This window comes from Microbacterium aoyamense, assembly GCF_023155855.1.
In the GTDB taxonomy this organism is placed as follows: Bacteria; Actinomycetota; Actinomycetes; order Actinomycetales; family Microbacteriaceae; genus Microbacterium; species Microbacterium aoyamense.
In genome coordinates, this window is sequence record NZ_JAKNUT010000001.1 from 120,473 (window position 1) to 136,963 (window position 16,491).

The window sequence follows — 16,491 nt, forward strand, 5'->3', positions numbered from 1 at the left end:
CTGGATGCCGCGCTTGAGCAGAAGCTCCGATCCGCGCCCGTCGCCGCTCTCTCCGCTCAGTTGCGCAAACGTGGAATCGACAACTCCTCGATCGACGGCGTCTACGCGCTGACACCCGGCACGAGGCTCCTCGGGATCGCCAAAACCATCCGCTACCTGCCGCTCCGCGAAGACCTCTTCGCCCAGGTCGGCGGCGGCTACAACGAGCAGAAGCGCGCCTTCGACTCGGTGCTTCCCGGAGAGGTGCTCGTGATCGAGGCGCGCGGCGAGACGCACGCCGCGACGCTCGGCGACATCCTCGCGTTCCGGGCGCTCGCACGCGGCGCTGCCGGCATCGTGAGCGACGGTGGAGTGCGTGACCACGACGCCGTCGCCGTGATCGGCATCCCGGTGTTCGCCGCATCCGCGCATCCCGCCGTCCTCGGTCGCCGGCACGTGCCGTGGGACGCGGACATCGCGATCGCGTGCGGCGGCACGACGGTGCAGCCGGGTGACGTCATTGCCGGGGACGGCGACGGGGTCATCGTGATCCCGCGCGCGATCGCCGAAGAGATCGTCGACGCCGCCCTCGCCCAAGAGGAAGAGGACCAGTGGATCGCCGCGCGCGTGCGCGAGGGGCATCCGTTGGAGGGTTTGTTCCCCCTGAACGCGGAGTGGCGAGCGCGCTACGAGGCAGACCGCGGGGACGGATGATGGATGCCGCGCAGCACGCCGCGATCGCGGACGAACTCTCAGCGGCCGAGGATGCCCGCGCGACCGTTCCGCTGCTGACGGCACGGCACGACGGCATGAGCGTCGAGGATGCGTACGCGGTGCAGCGGGAGTGGCATCGCCGCGGCATCCGCGCCGGTCGTCGTCACGTCGGGAGGAAGATCGGCCTGACGTCCAAGGTCATGCAGGTCGCGACGGGCATCACCGAGCCGGACTACGGCGCGATCTTCGCCGACATGATCTTCGAGAGCGGCGCCGTCATCGAGCACGCGCGGTTCTCGAACGTGCGCATCGAAGTCGAGCTCGCCTTCGTCCTCGGGACGGCGATCGAGGGCCCGCACGCATCGATCTTCGATGTGCTCCGCGCAACGGAATACGTCGTGCCGGCGCTCGAAATCCTCTCGTCACGGATCGAGCTCGCGGGCCGAACGATCGTCGACACGATCAGCGACAACGCGGCGATGGGCGCGATGGTCCTGGGCGGCACCCCCGTCGCGCCGGACGCGATCGATCTTCGCTGGGTGTCGGCACTGCTGCACCGCAACGAGACGATCGAGGAGTCCGGCGTCGCCGCCGCCGTCCTGGGGCATCCCGCCCACGGCGTCGCCTGGCTCGCGAACAAGCTGCATCCGCACGGCGATCGGCTGGACGCCGGCGAGATCATCCTCGCGGGCTCGTTCACCCGCCCGATGTGGGTCGAGGTCGGCGACACCGTCCTCGGCGACTACGGGCCGTTGGGGACGGTGTCGTGCCGCTTCGTCTAGACCCGACTCTCCGCGATCGGCTGGCCGAGGCATCCCGCCCCCTCGCGGGAATGTGGGTCTGCTCAGGCAGCCCACTGGTCGCCGAGATCTGCGCCGGCAGTGGGCTGGACTGGCTGCTGATCGACATGGAGCACTCCCCCAACGGTCTCGAAGGAGTGCTCGCACAACTGCAAGCGGTCGCCGCCTACCCGATCACGCCCGTCGTCCGCGTGCCCTCGGCTGATCCCGTCGTGATCAAACAGGTGCTGGACCTCGGGGCGCAGAACATCCTCGTGCCGATGATCTCGTCCGCATCCGATGCGGAAGCAGTGGTCGTCGCGGCGCACTATCCGCCACGCGGGCGCCGCGGGGTGGGCAGCGCGCTCGCCCGATCGGCACGGTGGAACCGCATCGACGACTACCTCGGAGGGGCGTCTGACCACTTGAGCGTCCTCGTCCAGATCGAGACCATCGAAGGGGTCGCCGCCGCAGCCGACATCGCCGCTGTCGAGGGCATCGACGGCGTGTTCGTCGGCCCGAGCGATCTCGCCGCGTCGATGGGACTGCTCGGTCAGCAGACGCACCCCGAGGTGATCGCCGCCGTGAAGACGACGATCGAGCGGGTGAGCTCGCAGGGCACGCCGGTCGGGGTGAATGCGTTCGACCGGACGCTCGCGGAGTCCTACGTCCATGCCGGAGTCGACTTCGTCCTCGTCGCCGCGGATGTGTCGATGCTCGCGCGAGGCTCTGAAGCGCTCGCGGCTCAGTGGGTGACCGCCACATCCTCGATCGAGCGAACAGGCTATTGATCGGTGAGCACGACACGCGATTCGATTCGCATGTCCTCGCCGAACACGTATCCGCCGAGAAAACTCGCGGCTACTGTCGTATCCGAGCCTCGCCGTTCGTGGATGTGGTGAGCGACCCCTTCGGGTCGCCGTACTGCGGAGCCGCGATCCGGCTCCCGATGAGAGGACACGACAGTGCCGAAGTATCTGATCGCATTCAACGACGAGTGGGTGCCCCTGCACACCGGCGAGGAGCTCGTCGCGAAGAGCGAGGCGTCACGAGCCGTGATCGACGACATGCAGGAGGCGGGCGTCTTCCTCTACGCGGACGGCGGGATCGATGCATCCACCGCCATCTTCAATGTCGTGAGCAAGAACGGCGAAGCGGTCTTCGCGGACGGCCCGTTCGTCGAGACAAAGGAGCACCTCGGAGGGTTCACCGTCATCGAGGCGGCTGACGACGAGGCGGCGCGCTACTGGGCCGGACGCCTGGCGGTGGCGCTCGACTGGCCGCAGGAGGTCCACCGCTTCCCTTCCGACATGGACGAGATCGTCGAGAAGCACGGCGCACCCGCACAGGAGACGTGACGCCGCCCTCGGTCGACGAGGCGATCACCCGTGCCCACCAGGACGAGTGGGCGCGGGTGGTGGCAGGTCTCGCCCGCCGCTTCGGTGACCTCGGAATCGCCGAGGACGCGGCAGCCGAGGCATTCCTCACGGCGGTCGAGAGGTGGCCGCGCGATGGCGTACCGCCCAATCCGGGAGCCTGGCTCACGACGACAGCCACCCGCAAGGCGATCGATCGGCTGCGTCGCGAGTCCCGCCGAGACGACAAGCACCTGGCGGCCGACATGCTGCGCGACGACACCCCGCATGAACCGACGGGACCGGTGGAGGATGACCGGCTCCGCCTGATCTTCGTGTGCTGTCATCCCGTGCTCCCGACCGAGGCGCGGGTCGCGCTCACGCTGCGGCTGCTCGGCGGTCTGACGGTCGCCGAGATCGCCCGCGCGTTCCTGGTGCCCGAGACCACGGTCGCGCAGCGGATCACGCGCGCGAAGGCGAAGCTGACGGCATCCGAAATCCCCTTCACGGTGCCGCGCGAGGACGACATCCGCGAGCGCCTCGCGGGCGTGCTCGCCGTGATCCTCCTCATCTTCAACGAGGGATATCTGGCGACGGCGGGCGATGATCCGCTCCGCACCGAGCTCATCGATGAGGCGATCCGGCTCGGCCGACTGCTGCGCGCACTACTCCCGGATGAGGGCGAAGTCGCGGGGTTTCTCGCCCTCATGCTGCTGACCGATGCACGGCGCCCGGCGCGGGTGTCCCGGACGGGCGAGCTCGTGACGCTCGATGAGCAGGACCGCGGGTCGTGGAACCGACCCATGATCGTCGAGGGGCACGCGCTCGTGCGCGAGCGGATCGCGACCGGCGAACCACCCGGCCGCTATCAGCTCCTCGCCGCCATCAACGCCGTGCACACCGACGCGCGGTCCGCCGCAGACACCGACTGGTCGCAGATCGTCACGCTCTACGACCGACTGACGATCGCCGACGACTCGCCCATCGTGCGGCTCAACCGAGCCGTCGCCGTCGCCGAAGTCGATGGCCCCGACGTCGCACTCGCAGAGGTCGAGCGACTCGGAGATCACCTCGAGGGCTACCATGCCTTCCACGCCGCCCGCGCCGACCTCCTGCGCCGCATCGGGCGCAGCGACGACTCCCGCGCGGCCTACGAACGCGCCATCCAGCTCGCGGGCAATCCCGCTGAACGGGCGTACCTCACCCGCCGACTCGGGCAGCTCGGCGCGACGTCCGCCTGACACGCCCTGGCGTCCGCACGCCGACGGGTGCACAATGACGGCCATGGTCGCCGATGCCGCCGATCCGCCCCCTCGAGAGTCCGACGCGCTTCTCGCGCGGAGGGCGCAGATCCTCGCGACCGAGCACTGGGGCCTCCTCGCCGCGCGGGGAACCGCGCAGAGCGAAGTGCTCACTCGGATCACGATCTTCCTGACACTCGTCTCGGCCGGCCTCGTGACGATCGGGCTCCTCGGCCAGGCGACCGGGTTCGCGGGATGGTTCCCCGCCGCCGCGCTGTCGATCCTCGCTTTCCTCGCACTCGTCGGCCTTCTGACGCAGATCCGGGTCTTCAACGTCGCCGAGGACGACATGATGTTCGTCACGGCCATGAACCGGCTGCGCGGCGCCTACGTCGATCTGGACCCGAAGGTCGAGGAGTATTTCCTCGAAGCGACGACCGACGACATGCTCGGGATGCAGGTCACGTACTCCTTCATGGTCCCCCGAGGCGACGCGAAGGTCATGGGCGGCAGTTCCGCGTTCCTCATCGTGATCGTGAACGCGTGCGTCCTGGGTCTCATCCTCGGTGGCCTCGTCGCGCTCACCGACCTGCCCGTCGGCTGGGCGATCACGGCGGGCATCCTGACCGGGCTGCTCGTCATCCTCGGATCGGGCATGTCGGTCTATCGCGCCTACCTCGACGTCTGGCGACGCTATGAGCCTCGGCGGAGGATGGACGAGCTCCCCGCGTACCTGCGACCGCGATCGCGATCGCGCCACTCTCGCTGAATCAGCGCTTCGCGAGCATCGCGGTCGTCCACCGCTCGAGGCGGGCGTAGGCATCCTCCCGCGCTTCGTGGCGCGACAGGAACACATCGTGCAGGGCGCCGTCGATGCGCTCGATCGTGACGGAGCGACCGAGCTTGAGCGCCGCTCGCGCGATGTCGTCGACCACGAGCACCGTGTCGACCGAGGTGAGGTCCTCGGTCCAGCGGGTCGGCGGCACGAAGCGCGCCGACAAGAGGACGCAGACCGGAACCGGGATGCCGAGGCCCGCCGCGACGGCCGCATGCCCCGCGATGACGGCGTGCATCCATCCGACATGCACCGGCATCGTCTGCGCCGGGCGCCAGTCGAGATTCACCTCGACCGGGTCCTCCGCATCCGCGACCTCGTTCTGCGCCCTCGTGTAGAAGCCGAGATCGGTCTGCGGCCACAGATCGAAGGGACGGTAGCGGGAATGGATGCCGAGTACCGGCGCGATCGCGGCGCGCGTCGTCGCGCTGAGCTGGAACTCGAGCCAGGGGCTGTTGAGCACGACGGCGGCGACGTGCTCCCGATGCCGTGCGGCCCAGAGACTCAGCGTCAGACCGCCTGTCGAGTGCCCCATGAGCACGAGGCGGCGGTCGCCCGCGCCATCGGTGCCGCGGCCCATCGCCTCGAGCGCCGCGGCGATGTCGGCGTCGTAGTCGTGCAGGTCGGAGATGTAGCCGGGTGTCTGACCGGGCCGCAGGCTCCGACCGTACTTGCGCAGGTCGAGGGCGAAGAAACGCGCGCCGCGCCCGGCCCAGAAGTGCGCGAGCCGCTTCTGGAAGAAGTAGTCCGACCAGCCGTGGACGTACAGCACGTCGATGTCGGCGAACGGGCGGTGGTCGCCGAAGATCCCGCCGAGGATCGCGTGCTCGGGCAGAAGCCGAACGACCGTCGCGACGACGTCGCCCTCGTCGTCGACCCCGAGCTCGAGCGTCCGCTGCGCGAACGGCTCGCCGAGGACATCGGGCACCCAGTCGCTCGTCATGGCGTCACTCTAGCGGCGCCTACTCACCGCGCGAGATCTTCACCATCTCGTCGCGAGGCACGACCTTGATGCGTGCGCGCTCGTGCGGAGCACCGAGCGCGATCTCGTGCTCGTCGAGGCGGTGCCAGCCGTCGAGATCGGTCCACGCCACCGCACGCTCGGCGAGCAGCGCCGGGATCGCCTCCTCGGACGGATCCGTCGGCTGCCACCACGAGCCCTGGTCGTTGATGAGATGGCGAACCGTCTCCATCGCGTCGGACTTGGTGTGGCCGATGAGCCCCACCGGCCCGCGCTTGATCCAGCCCGTCGCGTACACGCCCGGCACCCGCTCGTTCGAGTCCTTGCGCAGCACCTGACCCTCGTGGTTGGGGATGACGCCGTGACGCTTGTCGAACGGAACCCCGTCGAGCGGCGAGCCGAAGTATCCCACCGCGCGATAGATCGCCTGAATGGCGACTTCGCGCAGCTCGCCCGTGCCGACGACGCCGCCCTCGCCGTCGGGACGCGTGCGCTCGTAGACGAACGACGCGACACGACCCTCGTCGTCGGTCTTCACCTCGACGGGCTTGGCCCAGAAGTGCAGGTGCAGTCGACGGGATGCCTCACCTCCGCTGCCGTTGACCGAAGGCCGCTGGCGCCACGACTGCAGCACCCGGTCGATCACCATGACCTGCTTGTTCGAGGCGATCGCCGCCTTCGAGGCTTCGTCGTAGTCGAAGTCCTCGTCGTAGACGACCATGTCGACGTCGCGCAGCTCGCCGAGCTCGCGCAGCTCGAGCGGTGTGAACTTCACCTGTGCGGGGCCGCGGCGCCCGAACACGTGCACGTCGGTGACGGGGGATGCCGCGAGCCCCGCGTGCACGTTCTCGGGGATCTCCGTCGGCAGCAGGTCCTCCGCGTGCTTGGCGAGCATGCGTGCGACGTCGAGAGCGACGTTGCCGTTGCCGATCACGGCGAGCGACTCGGCCTCGAGCGGCCATTCGCGCGGCACGTCGGGGTGACCGTCGAACCAGCTCACGAAATCGGCCGCCCCGTACGAGCCGACGGCCTCGATGCCCGGGATCTCGAGGTCTGCGTCGTGGATCGCTCCGGTCGAGAAGATGACGGCGTTGTAGTGCTTCTTGAGGTCGTCGAGCGTGATGTCCCGCCCGAAGTGCACGTTGCCGAAGATGCGGATGTCGCCGCGGTCGAGCACTTCGCGCAGAGCCGTGATGATGCCCTTGATGCGAGGGTGATCCGGCGCGACCCCGTAACGGACGAGGCCATAGGGGGCGGGAAGCTGCTCGAACAGGTCGATCGAGACGTCGAACTTGCGCTCGGCCTTGAGGAGGATGTCGGCGGCGTAGATGCCCGCGGGCCCGGCGCCGACGATCGCGAGTCGGAGCTTGGTCATGGAGAGTCCTTCAGTCGTCGGTGGCGCGCGTGAAGCGCGGTACTAGCTGGAGCGGTCGGCGACGGCCTGCGCGAAACGCGTGAGCGCTTCCTTCACGGCTCCGTCGGGAACCGGTGCGAGGGCGTCGATCGCTTCGCGCGACCACGCGTTCGCGAGGTCGAGGGTCGCCTGCGTGGCTTCGTGCTCGCGCAGTCGCGCGAGCGGCTCGTCGAGGATCGCGGGGTCGGCGCCCTCGGCGATGCGGGCGACGCCGTCGTCGATCGCCGCATGGAGGGCGATGGATTCGGCATCCGTCCGTTGCCCGAGGAGCAGGTACGGCATCGTGGGGACGCCGGCGCGCAGGTCGGTGCCGGGCACCTTGCCCGTCTCGTCCGGGTCTGCCGACAGGTCGATGACGTCATCCAGCAGCTGGAATGCGACACCGGCCTTCTCGCCGAACGTGATCATGGGCTGCTCGAGCTCGGTCGGGCCGTTCGAGAAGATGACGCCGGCCTGGGCCGCGGCGGCGATGAGCGAGCCGGTCTTGTCGGACAGCACCTGCAGGTAGAACGCGACCGGGTCGTCGTCGTCGCCGGGCCCGATCGTCTCGTGCATCTGTCCGAGCACGAGGCGTTCGAAGGTGTCGGCCTGCAGCTGGATCGCCTGGTTCCCGTGGCGGGCCATGATCTGGCTCGCGCGGGAGAAGAGCAGGTCGCCCGTCAGGATCGCGACGTTGTTGCCCCATACCGCGTGCGCGCTGGGCACACCGCGGCGCTTGTCCGCGGTATCCATCACGTCGTCGTGGTACAGCGACCCGAGGTGCGTCATCTCGAGCGCCGTCGCACCCTCGATGACGGCCTGCGTCGCCCCGTCGCCCAGTTGGGCGGTGAGCAGAGCGAGCATCGGCCTGACGCGCTTGCCTCCCGCTTCGTACAGGTAGCGGCTCGTGGCGTCGGCGAGGGCGTCCGTCACGCGGAGCTCGTTCGCCAGCGATTCGTCGACGCGCTCGAGGCCGGCTTCGACGGTGGCGAGGAGTCGCCGGGAGCGCGGGCCCGCGAAGATGCGGTCGGTCAAGCCCAGCTTGCCCGCGATCCGCGAGCCCGGAGCTGAGGGAGTCACGGGTCCAGCCTACCGGGCGGGCTCAGCGGCCGGTTTCTTCGCCCGGTGAAGTGCGACGATCCCGAACGAGAGGTTGCGGTAGGCGACCTCGCTCCAGCCCGCCTGGCGGATCCAGCTCGACAGCGTCGGTTGATCGGGCCAATCCCGGATCGACTCGTTGAGGTAGTCGTACGCTTCGGCGTTGGAGCTCATCGCCCGCGCGACGACAGGCAGGATGCGGTCGTTGTAGAACCGGTACAGCCCGTTGAAGGCGGGCGAGGGCGGATGCGAGAACTCGCAGACGACCAGGGTCCCGCCCGGCTTCGTCACGCGCAGCAGTTCGGCGATCGCCTTCTTCGGCTCGTTCACGTTGCGCAGACCGAACGACATCGTGACGGTGTCGAACGAGTCGTCGTCGAACGGCAGGGCCGTCGCATCCGCCTCTTCGAAAGTGAGATTCGGGATGCCGGAGTGCCGCCTCCGGCCTTCAGCGATCATTCCGGGCGAGAAGTCCGCCGCGACGACCTCGGCGCCGCTGCGGGCGAGCGAGACGCTCGACGCCCCCGTTCCCGCGGCGAGGTCCAGGATGCGTTGACCGGGTCGCGGTGCGACCGCGCGGGTGGTGGCGACGCGCCAGAGGCGGTCGTTGCCGAGGCTGAGGACGTCGTTGGTGAGGTCGTAGCGCTGCGCGACCTGGTCGAACATGCCACTGACCTTCGCCGGATCCTTGTGGAGGTCGGCGCGGTTGGGCTGGGGCTCGGTCACCCGATCAGTCTAGGTTCAGTGCGGCGAGGCGCTCGAGCCAGCGGTCGCCCGTCGCGACGTCGAACGGCGGCTCGCCGGCATCCACCCGCCGCTCGAGGTCGACGGCGCGCGACTCGAGCTTCTCGACGATCTCGAGCGGGTAGCCGTAGGCGACACGGTGCTCGTCCCACTCGTCCTGATCGTCGATGAACAGTCCGCGTTCGTCGACGGCCAGCACGACGTCGAGGTCCATGTCGATGCCGGTGGGCTCGTCGCCCTCCCACTTCGCATCCCACGAGATGTCGATGTAGATGCGGTACCTCGCCGGTGGCACCTGGTTGATCGTCACGACGTACTCGCCGTTCGGCGGCAGGAGCGTCACGTTGGGGCCGTCCACTGTGAAGTCGCGCCCCGGACGGTGGCTCCGCCATCCCGTCGGCTGACCGAACCAGTCGCCCCACTCATCGGAGCCGAGGTAGACGCAGTCGTGCGCCCAGTGCGGTCCGCCGTCCCACTTGCGCCAGCGGAACACGAGCCGCGTGCCCGGCTCGGGACGGACGGGGATCACGCTCATCCTGCGAGTCTAGAGTTGAAGCGTGACCGATCCGACCCGCCCGCCGCGACTGGTCGCACACACGCAGGAAGTCGATGCGATCGACGATCTGATCTCGTACGCGTCGCCCGACGAGCCGCTCGCGTTCCTGCGGCGCGGCGACGGCATCGTCGGGATCGGGCGCCCCGTCGCCGGGTTCTCGCCCTACACGCGCCTCGGCGGCCCGCACGACCCGTCCCACGCCGACGGGTGGCGATGGCTGTGCTCCGATGCCCGCGTCCACGACGAGGTGCGACTGCCTGGGACCGGTCTCGTCGCCTTCGGCGCCTTCCCCTTCGACGCGCGCTCCGAGCGCTCCCCCGCGCTCGTCGTGCCTCCGCTCGTGATCGGTCGCCGCGACGGACGCTCGTGGATCACGCGCATCCACAGCCTCGACGCCGTCGTCGCGGACGAGAAGCCTGCCTTCGAGCCGCAGCCGTACGGTCCGTACTGGTCGGCGACGCTCGGACCGGGACGCTTGGATCCCGAAGGCTACGAGGCGGCCGTGCAGATCGGACTCGAGGCGATCGCGGCCGGCACTGTCGACAAAGTCGTGCTGGCTCGCGATCTCGTCGGCACGATCCCCGTCGGCGCCGACCTGCGGCGCCTCCTGCGCGCGCTGTCGACGGGGTACCCCGATACGTGGACCTTCGCCGTCGACGGGCTCATCGGCGCGAGCCCCGAGACGCTGGTCACGGTCGCGGGCGGAACCGTGACGGCCCGTGTGCTCGCCGGCACGGCTCCGCGCGGCGCCGACGCGCAGGAAGACGCCGCGGCATCCCTCGCCCTCGCGGCGAGCACGAAGGACCTCGACGAGCACCGCTATGCGGTGCAGAGCGTCCTCGAGGTGCTCGAGCCCCACACGCGGTCGCTGCAGGCGGACTCGGCGCCGTTCACACTCGAGCTGCCCAACCTGTGGCACCTCGCAACGGACGTCGCCGGCGACCTCGACGACGGTGCTTCCGCGCTCGATCTGGTGGCGGGGCTGCACCCGACGGCGGCGGTGGCCGGCACGCCGACGGATGCCGCGATCGAGCTCATCCGGCGGATCGAGCCGTTCGACCGCGGTCGCTACGCCGGCCCCGTCGGGTGGGTCGACGCCAACGGCGACGGGGAATGGGCGATCGCATTGCGCTGCGCGCAGGTCGGCTCACCGCCCCTGCGGAGCTTCTCGGCTTACTCCGACACGATCCCGGTCGTCGCGCACGCCGGCGCGGGGATCGTCGCGGGCAGCGAGCCCGAGACCGAACTGCTCGAGACGCGGGTGAAGTTCCGCCCGATCGTCGACGCCCTGGCCTAGACGCCCTGCAGGTCGGCTGTCACGCGCGTCCGCGTCGGCGCGCCGATGCGTGCCACGCCGACGGCGAGCGCCGAGAGCGTCGCGAGCGTGACGAGGATCAGCGCGCGCTGCACGAGACCCGCGACGCCGACGTTGCCGCCTGCTCCGGTCGCGTCGAAGATCCCCATGAAGATCGCGAAGAGGACGAGGGATGCCGCGCCGCCGCCGATCCCGATGAGACCCAGCGTCGGCGACTCGAGGCGCACCGCGAGCCCCGCGAGCACGAACCCGACCGCGGGCAGCGGCACGGCGAGGAGGAAGCCCGACAGGTGTAGCATCATCGACTCGAGGGTGAAAGCACCGCACACGATCATGCCGACGCCCGAGAGCACCATGAGCACGACCGCGGTGCGGCCGAGTCCTCCCCGACGCCACCACGCGCGAGCGGTCGCGAGCGTGCCCACGAGCACGAGCAGCCCGCCGACGATGAACGCCGCGTTCATCGTCGGGCCGGTGACGCCCAGGCCGAGCCCGCTCACGGGCTGGCTGATCCAGGAGTACGGGGCGATCGTGTGGCCGAAGAGCTCGTACCCGGGGCTCACGGCGCCGAGCACGATCCACGCGAGCGTGAAGATCGCGGTTCCTGCGACCGTGAGCCAGGAAAGCGCGCGCATCAGCCGGCCGACCGTTCGCTCTTGTCGGGGGCGAAGAGCATGCGGGCGAGGACGAGCATCATGACCGCGAAGCCGCCCGCGAAAGCGAGGGGCGCCCACCACCAGCCGACGGTGAAGATGAGCACGGCGATGATCGCGAAGGTCACGAGCCAGATGACGGCCGAATAGATGCCGAAGCGCGCGGCGGTCTCGGGCTCGCGCTCGAAGCGGTTCGCGGGCACGCTCGCGCGCGCCTGACGGGTCCACGCCTTGCGACGATTGGTCTGGCTCGCGCCAAGGAACGCGAACAGCACGATCGAGGCGATCACGCCGAGCGCGGCGAAGACGATGCACCAGATCGGCAATGCGCCGACGGCGACCATGAACCCGAAGAACAGGCCGAGGGAGGCGAGGAAGGTCGCCGCGGCGAACTCGCCCGCCCTGTTCCCGGGCATCGGGTGGTTCGTGGTGGTCTCCTGGGCCAGCGAGTCGCCCACGAGGAGTCCGAGAGCCGTCGATGCCATGCTGAAGAAGCCGATGACCGGCCCGATCACGACGGGCAGAACGCCCGTCGACCCGAGGATGCCGAGCACGATTCCGACGACCGCCACGATCGACCAGACGACGGCCCGCACGACGTAGCCGACCTTGGGGCGCACGTGATAGCGCTGCTGCAGGGCGGCGTAGTCGCTGGATGACGCGGCGGGCGCGGCATCCGGAATCTCCCCGAGGAGTTCGCGCACATCGCCGAGCTCCGCCACGGCGGTGCGCGCCGAATCGGAGGGAGCGACGCCGGATGCCTCGAGCTCCGCCGCGCGGGCGACGAGGTTGGCGCGCACTTCCTCTTTCAGATCCTGCGCGTCGGGCGTCATCTCGACGCCGGCGAACGCTTCGTCGAGCAGACGGTGGATGTCTGTGTTCATGATTCAGTCCTTCGCAGTGATCGACGGGACGTCGAGGAGGGAGTCGATGACGCGGCGGGTGGCGACCCAGGCCGTGACGTTGGAGGCGAACACCGCGCGGCCCGCGTCGGTGATCCGGTAGTACTTGCGGCGCCCGCCCTGCGTCTCGTCGCCCCAGTAGGACTCGACGAGGCCGTCCTTCTCGAGGCGGCGGTACGTGGCGTACAGCGTCGCCTCTTTGATCTCGTGGTCGCCGCCCGTCGCATCGCGGATGGCTTTGTAGATCTCGAAGCCGTAGCTGTCGCCGCGGCGCAGCACACCGAGCACGATCGTGTCGGTGTGACCGCGCAGCAGGTCGGCTGCGAACGCATCGTCGTTGGTCATGTCCAGTACTGTATCACATCAAGTACTTGAGCGGACAGATATCTACATCACACCGACATGGCGTTCAGGATGCCGCGAGGCGCGCCCTTTCGACGCCGACGTCGAACGTCGCGGCCGGCCACTGCGGGTCGATCGCCTCGAGGGCCTCGAGCAGGAGCGCCTGCACCGCGAGGCGCGCGTACCACTTGCGGTCGGCCGGCACGACGTGCCAAGGCGCGGCATCCGTCGACGTCCGCTCGAACACCGTCTGATACGCGTCCATGTACGCGGGCCAGAGCTCGCGCTCGTCGATGTCGCCGGGGTTGTACTTCCAGTGCTTGTCAGGCCGATCGAGCCGCTCCCCCAACCGCGCTTTCTGCTCCTCGGGCGAGATGTGGAGCATGACCTTGACGATGCGGGTTCCCGCCTCCGTCAGGCGCGTCTCGAAGTCGTTGATGGCGCCGTACCGGCGCTCGATCTCGTCGGCGGGTGCGAGCCGGCGCACACGGCCGATGAGCACGTCTTCGTAGTGGGATCGGTCGAACACCCCGATGAAGCCCGGCTCGGGCAGACGCTTCTCGATGCGCCAGAGGAAGTCGTGGGCGAGCTCTTCGGGCGTCGGCTTCTTGAAGGCCGTGAGCATGACGCCCTGCGGGTCGACGGACCCGACCACGTGCCGGATGATCCCGCCCTTGCCCGCGGAGTCCATCGCCTGCAGGACGAGCAGCACACTCGCGTCGGTGGCGTCGGATCGGGACGCCGCGTACAGCCGCTCCTGGTACTCGTCCAGCTCGTCGACGCCCGCGGCGAGATCGGCGATGCCGTGGTCCTTGCGGCCGGTGTGGCCCGGCGTGGACCGAGGGTCCACGTCAGCGAGCCGGAACCCCGGCCCCACCCGGAGGATGTCGCTCGCATCGGTCGTCCAGTACCGCTGGCTCTTGGCGCTCATGCGCCCATTCTGGCGGGGGTTCGTCGTTTCGTCTCGCTGCGCTCGCTCAACGACCGGCGAAGCTCGGGGTCAGCGCTCGAGCGGAACCTCGATCAGCTGCCGTCCGCCGACGGGCGAGGTGAGCGCCTGATCGAGAGCTGCACGCGTCGTGACGCGCTGGTACTCCCAGCCGTAGGCGAGGGCGAGGTGTTCGAACCGCGTCGTGTGCGGCGTGTACAGCACGCGGTCCATCGCTCCGTCGCCCGCGACGCCGGCGACTTCGAGTCCGTCGAAGATCGTGCCGCCGCCGTCGTTGCCGACGATGACCTGGATGCGGGGCTCGCGCTCACCCGGCGGCAGCAGAAGTGCCCCCACATCGTGCAGAAGGGTCAGGTCGCCGAGGAGCACCCGCGTGACGCCCGGCTCACCGCCGGCCTGGCTGGCGAGGGCGACGCCGGTCGCGGTCGCGATCGTGCCGTCGATGCCGGCGAGCCCGCGGTTGGAGTGCACGCGCACCTTCTTGCCCCCGAGCACGGTGTCGGCGACCCGGACGAGCCGCGACGAGCCGAAGACCAGCCGATCGTGCGGCCACGTCGCGCGCCACACGGCGTCGACGAGCGCCGCGCGGTCGAGCGGCGCCCGCGCGACCGCGAGCTCGGCCGCGATCGCGCCGAGTCGTTCGTTCGGCACGGCCGACGAGAGCGCGTCGGCGTCGGGCGCAGGAGGAGAGAGGTCGATGGATGCCGCGCGAGATGCCTGCATCCATTCTCCGAGCCACGCTCGATCGGTCTCGCCCGACGCGACGGCGACGGAGTCGATCGCGACGGTCTCGCCGTTGAGGTTGAGGGGCTCCCCCGGACCGCGGAGCGCAAGAACCTCGACGTCGGCGCGCGAAAGGAGCGCGGCCGCTTCGCGCGAGAGCGTGGGATGGCCGAGCACGACCACCCGCTCGACGCGGCCGCCGAGTGCGGGGTCGGCGAGCAGGGCCCGGTACCCGTGGACGAGGTGCCGACCGAATCGTGCGCCGCTGACGATCTCGGCGACGAGCGGCCAGCCGCCGACATGGGCGATCTCTTCGGCCGAGGGTCCGGCGTCGGCCCCTGCGATGACGATCGTGCGGGGTCCGCGCTCGAGCACGAACGGGGCTTCGTCGGGCTCAGGCGGAAGGTCGGCCTCGCCGATGCCGCCGCCTCCTTGATACAGCGCACCGAACGCCTCTTCCTCGACGGGCTCCGGCTCGGGCGGCGCATCGAGGTCGGCACCGGGTTCGACGGCGAGCTCGGTCTCGGGCACGCCGAGCCACTGCGGGAGCACGCCCGCGAGCGGCTCGCGGTAGGGCAGGTTCAGGTGCACGGGACCGGCGGAGCGGAGGCCGGCACCGAGCGCCGCAGCGACCGCATCGGCCGCAACGGCGCGGAGCATCGCGCTCTGCTCGCCGTCACCGTCGGCGTCGAGGGTCTCGGGCGTCGGCAGATCCGCCTCGAATCGCGTGTTCGGCGAGAACATGCCGGGCTGCCGCGTGGTCTGGTTCGCACCGACACCGCGGAGCTCGTGAGGCCGGTCGGCCGTGAGCAGGATGAGCGGCACACCGGCGTGGTGGGCCTCGAGCGCGGGCGGCAGCAGGTTCGCCGCGGCCGTTCCCGACGTGCAGACGACGACCGCCGGCATCCCGCTCTCGCGACCGATGCCCAGTGCGGTGAATCCGGCGACCCGCTCGTCGATGCGCACGTGCAGACGCACGAGGCCGCGCTGCTCGAGTTCGGCGGCGACCAGCGCGAGCGCCTGCGAGCGCGACCCGGGGCTCAGCACGATGTGCTGGACCCCGTGCTCGACCAGCGCGCACAGCAGCGCGGCCGCAGCATCCGTCGCCGGCGAACGATCCTCTTCCGGGCGCGACGCGTCCGCGCCGGGCGGGCTCGTCACGATCAGCCGACGGCGCCGCGCTGACCGCGGGCGTCGTCATCGCCGTCGGCGCGAGGAGCGGGAGGCTCGGTCTTGCCATCGACGATTCGCGGCGACGGCGGCTCGGGCTCGCTCACGGGCGGCGTCGACCAGCGAGGATCGTCGTCCTCGGAGTCGAGGAGAGCGAGCTCCTCTTCGAGACGGCGGATCCGTTCGTCCTGGTCGCTTCGCGCACCGAGCTTGCCGAGGAACTCGGGGTCGTCGTCTGGTGCACGGCGGGCGGCGATCTGGCTCTGGCGGACGCGGCCGACCGTGAGCCACAGGAGTCCACCGAGGACGGGGATGAGGACGACGATCGCGATCCAGGCGGGCTTGCTCACGCCGCGATGACGCGTCGGCGGCTGCACGGCGCAGTCGACGATGGTGAAGACCCAGAAGACGGCCGCCACCAGCCCACCGATGAGGAGCGCACGTGCCACGACTCCATCCTAGGCGCGCGCGGCTGGGGGCGGCCTGCGAGAGTGCCTCGCTTACGATGGAGGCATGAAAGCCCGCTCCATCGTCGTCTACACGGTGCTGCGGCTCCTCGCGTTCCTCGTGCCGTTCGGCATCCTGATGATCTTCCCGCTGTTCCGCGAGTACTACTGGCTCGCGGCGATCTTCGCGGCCCTCATCGGACTGAGCCTCTCGATGCTCTTCCTGCGTCGCCCGCTCGACGACGTCAGCGCGGGGCTCGCCGCTCGTCGCCGCGAGGAGAAGGCTGCGGCGAGCGACGAAGAGGTCGAGGACGAGGCCGGAGGCCGCTGACGGCG

18 protein-coding genes and 1 pseudogene are annotated in these 16,491 nt (G+C 69.9%); 8 read left to right on the plus strand and 11 right to left on the minus strand.

Features of this window, described 5'->3' with window-relative positions:
• The 6 genes and pseudogenes from MA876_RS00870 to MA876_RS00895 all read left to right on the plus strand — a co-directional run.
• A pseudogene (locus MA876_RS00870) lies at positions 1-693 on the plus strand (RraA family protein); the annotation flags it as partial.
• The gene (locus tag MA876_RS00875) at positions 690-1,475 is read left to right on the plus strand and encodes a fumarylacetoacetate hydrolase family protein (protein WP_248145128.1); all 786 of its coding nucleotides are present in this window, start codon (positions 690-692) and stop codon (positions 1,473-1,475) included. The pseudogene MA876_RS00870 and the gene MA876_RS00875, both read left to right, overlap by 4 nt.
• Positions 1,460-2,263, plus strand: coding sequence for an HpcH/HpaI aldolase family protein (locus tag MA876_RS00880; protein ID WP_248145131.1), 804 nt, complete (start codon positions 1,460-1,462; stop codon positions 2,261-2,263). The genes MA876_RS00875 and MA876_RS00880 overlap by 16 nt, the downstream gene beginning before the upstream one ends.
• Before the next feature lie 174 nt (positions 2,264-2,437).
• Complete coding sequence (locus tag MA876_RS00885; protein ID WP_248145134.1) at positions 2,438-2,830, plus strand: YciI family protein; 393 nt, start codon at positions 2,438-2,440, stop codon at positions 2,828-2,830.
• Positions 2,827-4,068, plus strand: a complete 1,242-nt coding sequence (locus MA876_RS00890; RefSeq protein ID WP_248145136.1) for an RNA polymerase sigma factor — start codon at positions 2,827-2,829, stop codon at positions 4,066-4,068. Before MA876_RS00885 ends, MA876_RS00890 begins: the two co-directional genes overlap by 4 nt.
• Positions 4,069-4,102: 34 nt before the next feature.
• Positions 4,103-4,837, plus strand: coding sequence for a hypothetical protein (locus MA876_RS00895; RefSeq protein WP_248145138.1), 735 nt, complete (start codon positions 4,103-4,105; stop codon positions 4,835-4,837).
• Position 4,838: 1 nt separating this feature from the next.
• Here MA876_RS00895 and MA876_RS00900 read toward each other — a convergent pair whose 3' ends face one another.
• Genes MA876_RS00900 through MA876_RS00920 form a run of 5 tightly spaced genes read right to left on the minus strand, consistent with a single transcriptional unit; the run spans position 4,839 to position 9,634 of the window.
• A complete protein-coding gene (locus MA876_RS00900) occupies positions 4,839-5,846 on the minus strand; it encodes an alpha/beta hydrolase (RefSeq protein ID WP_248145141.1) in 1,008 nt (335 codons plus the stop codon).
• A gap of 19 nt (positions 5,847-5,865) precedes the next feature.
• Positions 5,866-7,239, minus strand: a complete 1,374-nt coding sequence (locus MA876_RS00905) for an FAD-dependent oxidoreductase (RefSeq protein ID WP_248145144.1) — start codon at positions 7,237-7,239, stop codon at positions 5,866-5,868.
• 42 nt (positions 7,240-7,281) lie between these two features.
• Positions 7,282-8,337 carry a polyprenyl synthetase family protein gene (locus MA876_RS00910; protein WP_248145147.1) on the minus strand — a complete coding sequence of 352 codons (1,056 nt, stop codon included), beginning with the start codon at positions 8,335-8,337 and terminating at the stop codon, positions 7,282-7,284.
• Positions 8,338-8,346: 9 nt separating this feature from the next.
• On the minus strand, positions 8,347-9,081 hold the full coding sequence (locus tag MA876_RS00915) for a demethylmenaquinone methyltransferase (RefSeq protein ID WP_308221627.1): 735 nt from the start codon (positions 9,079-9,081) through the stop codon (positions 8,347-8,349).
• Positions 9,082-9,085: 4 nt separating this feature from the next.
• Positions 9,086-9,634: a DUF402 domain-containing protein gene (locus MA876_RS00920; protein WP_248145149.1), complete on the minus strand. Its 549-nt coding sequence runs from the start codon at positions 9,632-9,634 to the stop codon at positions 9,086-9,088.
• 22 nt (positions 9,635-9,656) lie between these two features.
• Here MA876_RS00920 and MA876_RS00925 point away from each other — a divergent pair, with 22 nt between their 5' ends.
• Positions 9,657-10,952, plus strand: coding sequence for an isochorismate synthase (locus MA876_RS00925; protein ID WP_248145150.1), 1,296 nt, complete (start codon positions 9,657-9,659; stop codon positions 10,950-10,952).
• Here the strand turns inward: MA876_RS00925 and MA876_RS00930 are convergent.
• From MA876_RS00930 to MA876_RS00955, 6 genes are all read right to left on the minus strand, one after another.
• Positions 10,949-11,605, minus strand: coding sequence for a DUF998 domain-containing protein (locus MA876_RS00930; protein ID WP_248145152.1), 657 nt, complete (start codon positions 11,603-11,605; stop codon positions 10,949-10,951). The two genes, MA876_RS00925 and MA876_RS00930, sit on opposite strands and share 4 nt — an antisense overlap.
• A complete protein-coding gene (locus MA876_RS00935) occupies positions 11,605-12,507 on the minus strand; it encodes a permease prefix domain 1-containing protein (protein WP_248145154.1) in 903 nt (300 codons plus the stop codon). Before MA876_RS00935 ends, MA876_RS00930 begins: the two co-directional genes overlap by 1 nt.
• Before the next feature lie 3 nt (positions 12,508-12,510).
• Entirely contained in the window at positions 12,511-12,870 is a 360-nt protein-coding gene (locus MA876_RS00940; RefSeq protein WP_248145167.1) for a PadR family transcriptional regulator, read from the minus strand.
• A gap of 64 nt (positions 12,871-12,934) precedes the next feature.
• On the minus strand, positions 12,935-13,798 hold the full coding sequence (locus tag MA876_RS00945) for a polyphosphate kinase 2 family protein (protein ID WP_248145170.1): 864 nt from the start codon (positions 13,796-13,798) through the stop codon (positions 12,935-12,937).
• A 69-nt stretch (positions 13,799-13,867) separates the two neighbouring features.
• Positions 13,868-15,700, minus strand: a complete 1,833-nt coding sequence (gene menD / locus MA876_RS00950) for a 2-succinyl-5-enolpyruvyl-6-hydroxy-3-cyclohexene-1-carboxylic-acid synthase (RefSeq protein WP_248145172.1) — start codon at positions 15,698-15,700, stop codon at positions 13,868-13,870.
• A gap of 2 nt (positions 15,701-15,702) precedes the next feature.
• A complete protein-coding gene (locus tag MA876_RS00955) occupies positions 15,703-16,158 on the minus strand; it encodes a PLD nuclease N-terminal domain-containing protein (protein WP_248145175.1) in 456 nt (151 codons plus the stop codon).
• Positions 16,159-16,222: 64 nt separating this feature from the next.
• Here MA876_RS00955 and MA876_RS00960 point away from each other — a divergent pair, with 64 nt between their 5' ends.
• Complete coding sequence (locus tag MA876_RS00960) at positions 16,223-16,486, plus strand: DUF4229 domain-containing protein (protein ID WP_248145177.1); 264 nt, start codon at positions 16,223-16,225, stop codon at positions 16,484-16,486.
• Positions 16,487-16,491: the final 5 nt, after the last annotated feature.

Excerpts from the sequence above, each read along its gene's own strand:
- MA876_RS00875 (WP_248145128.1), top strand. The coding sequence starts at position 690 with ATGATGGATGCCGCGCAGCACGCCGCGATCGCGGACGAACTCTCAGCG.
- MA876_RS00895 (WP_248145138.1), top strand. The coding sequence starts at position 4,103 with ATGACGGCCATGGTCGCCGATGCCGCCGATCCGCCCCCTCGAGAGTCC.
- MA876_RS00900 (WP_248145141.1), bottom strand. The coding sequence starts at position 5,846 with ATGACGAGCGACTGGGTGCCCGATGTCCTCGGCGAGCCGTTCGCGCAG.
- MA876_RS00905 (WP_248145144.1), bottom strand. The coding sequence starts at position 7,239 with ATGACCAAGCTCCGACTCGCGATCGTCGGCGCCGGGCCCGCGGGCATC.
- MA876_RS00920 (WP_248145149.1), bottom strand. The coding sequence starts at position 9,634 with ATGAGCGTGATCCCCGTCCGTCCCGAGCCGGGCACGCGGCTCGTGTTC.
- MA876_RS00930 (WP_248145152.1), bottom strand. The coding sequence starts at position 11,605 with ATGCGCGCGCTTTCCTGGCTCACGGTCGCAGGAACCGCGATCTTCACG.
- MA876_RS00935 (WP_248145154.1), bottom strand. The coding sequence starts at position 12,507 with ATGAACACAGACATCCACCGTCTGCTCGACGAAGCGTTCGCCGGCGTC.
- MA876_RS00940 (WP_248145167.1), bottom strand. The coding sequence starts at position 12,870 with ATGACCAACGACGATGCGTTCGCAGCCGACCTGCTGCGCGGTCACACC.
- MA876_RS00945 (WP_248145170.1), bottom strand. The coding sequence starts at position 13,798 with ATGAGCGCCAAGAGCCAGCGGTACTGGACGACCGATGCGAGCGACATC.
- MA876_RS00960 (WP_248145177.1), top strand. The coding sequence starts at position 16,223 with ATGAAAGCCCGCTCCATCGTCGTCTACACGGTGCTGCGGCTCCTCGCG.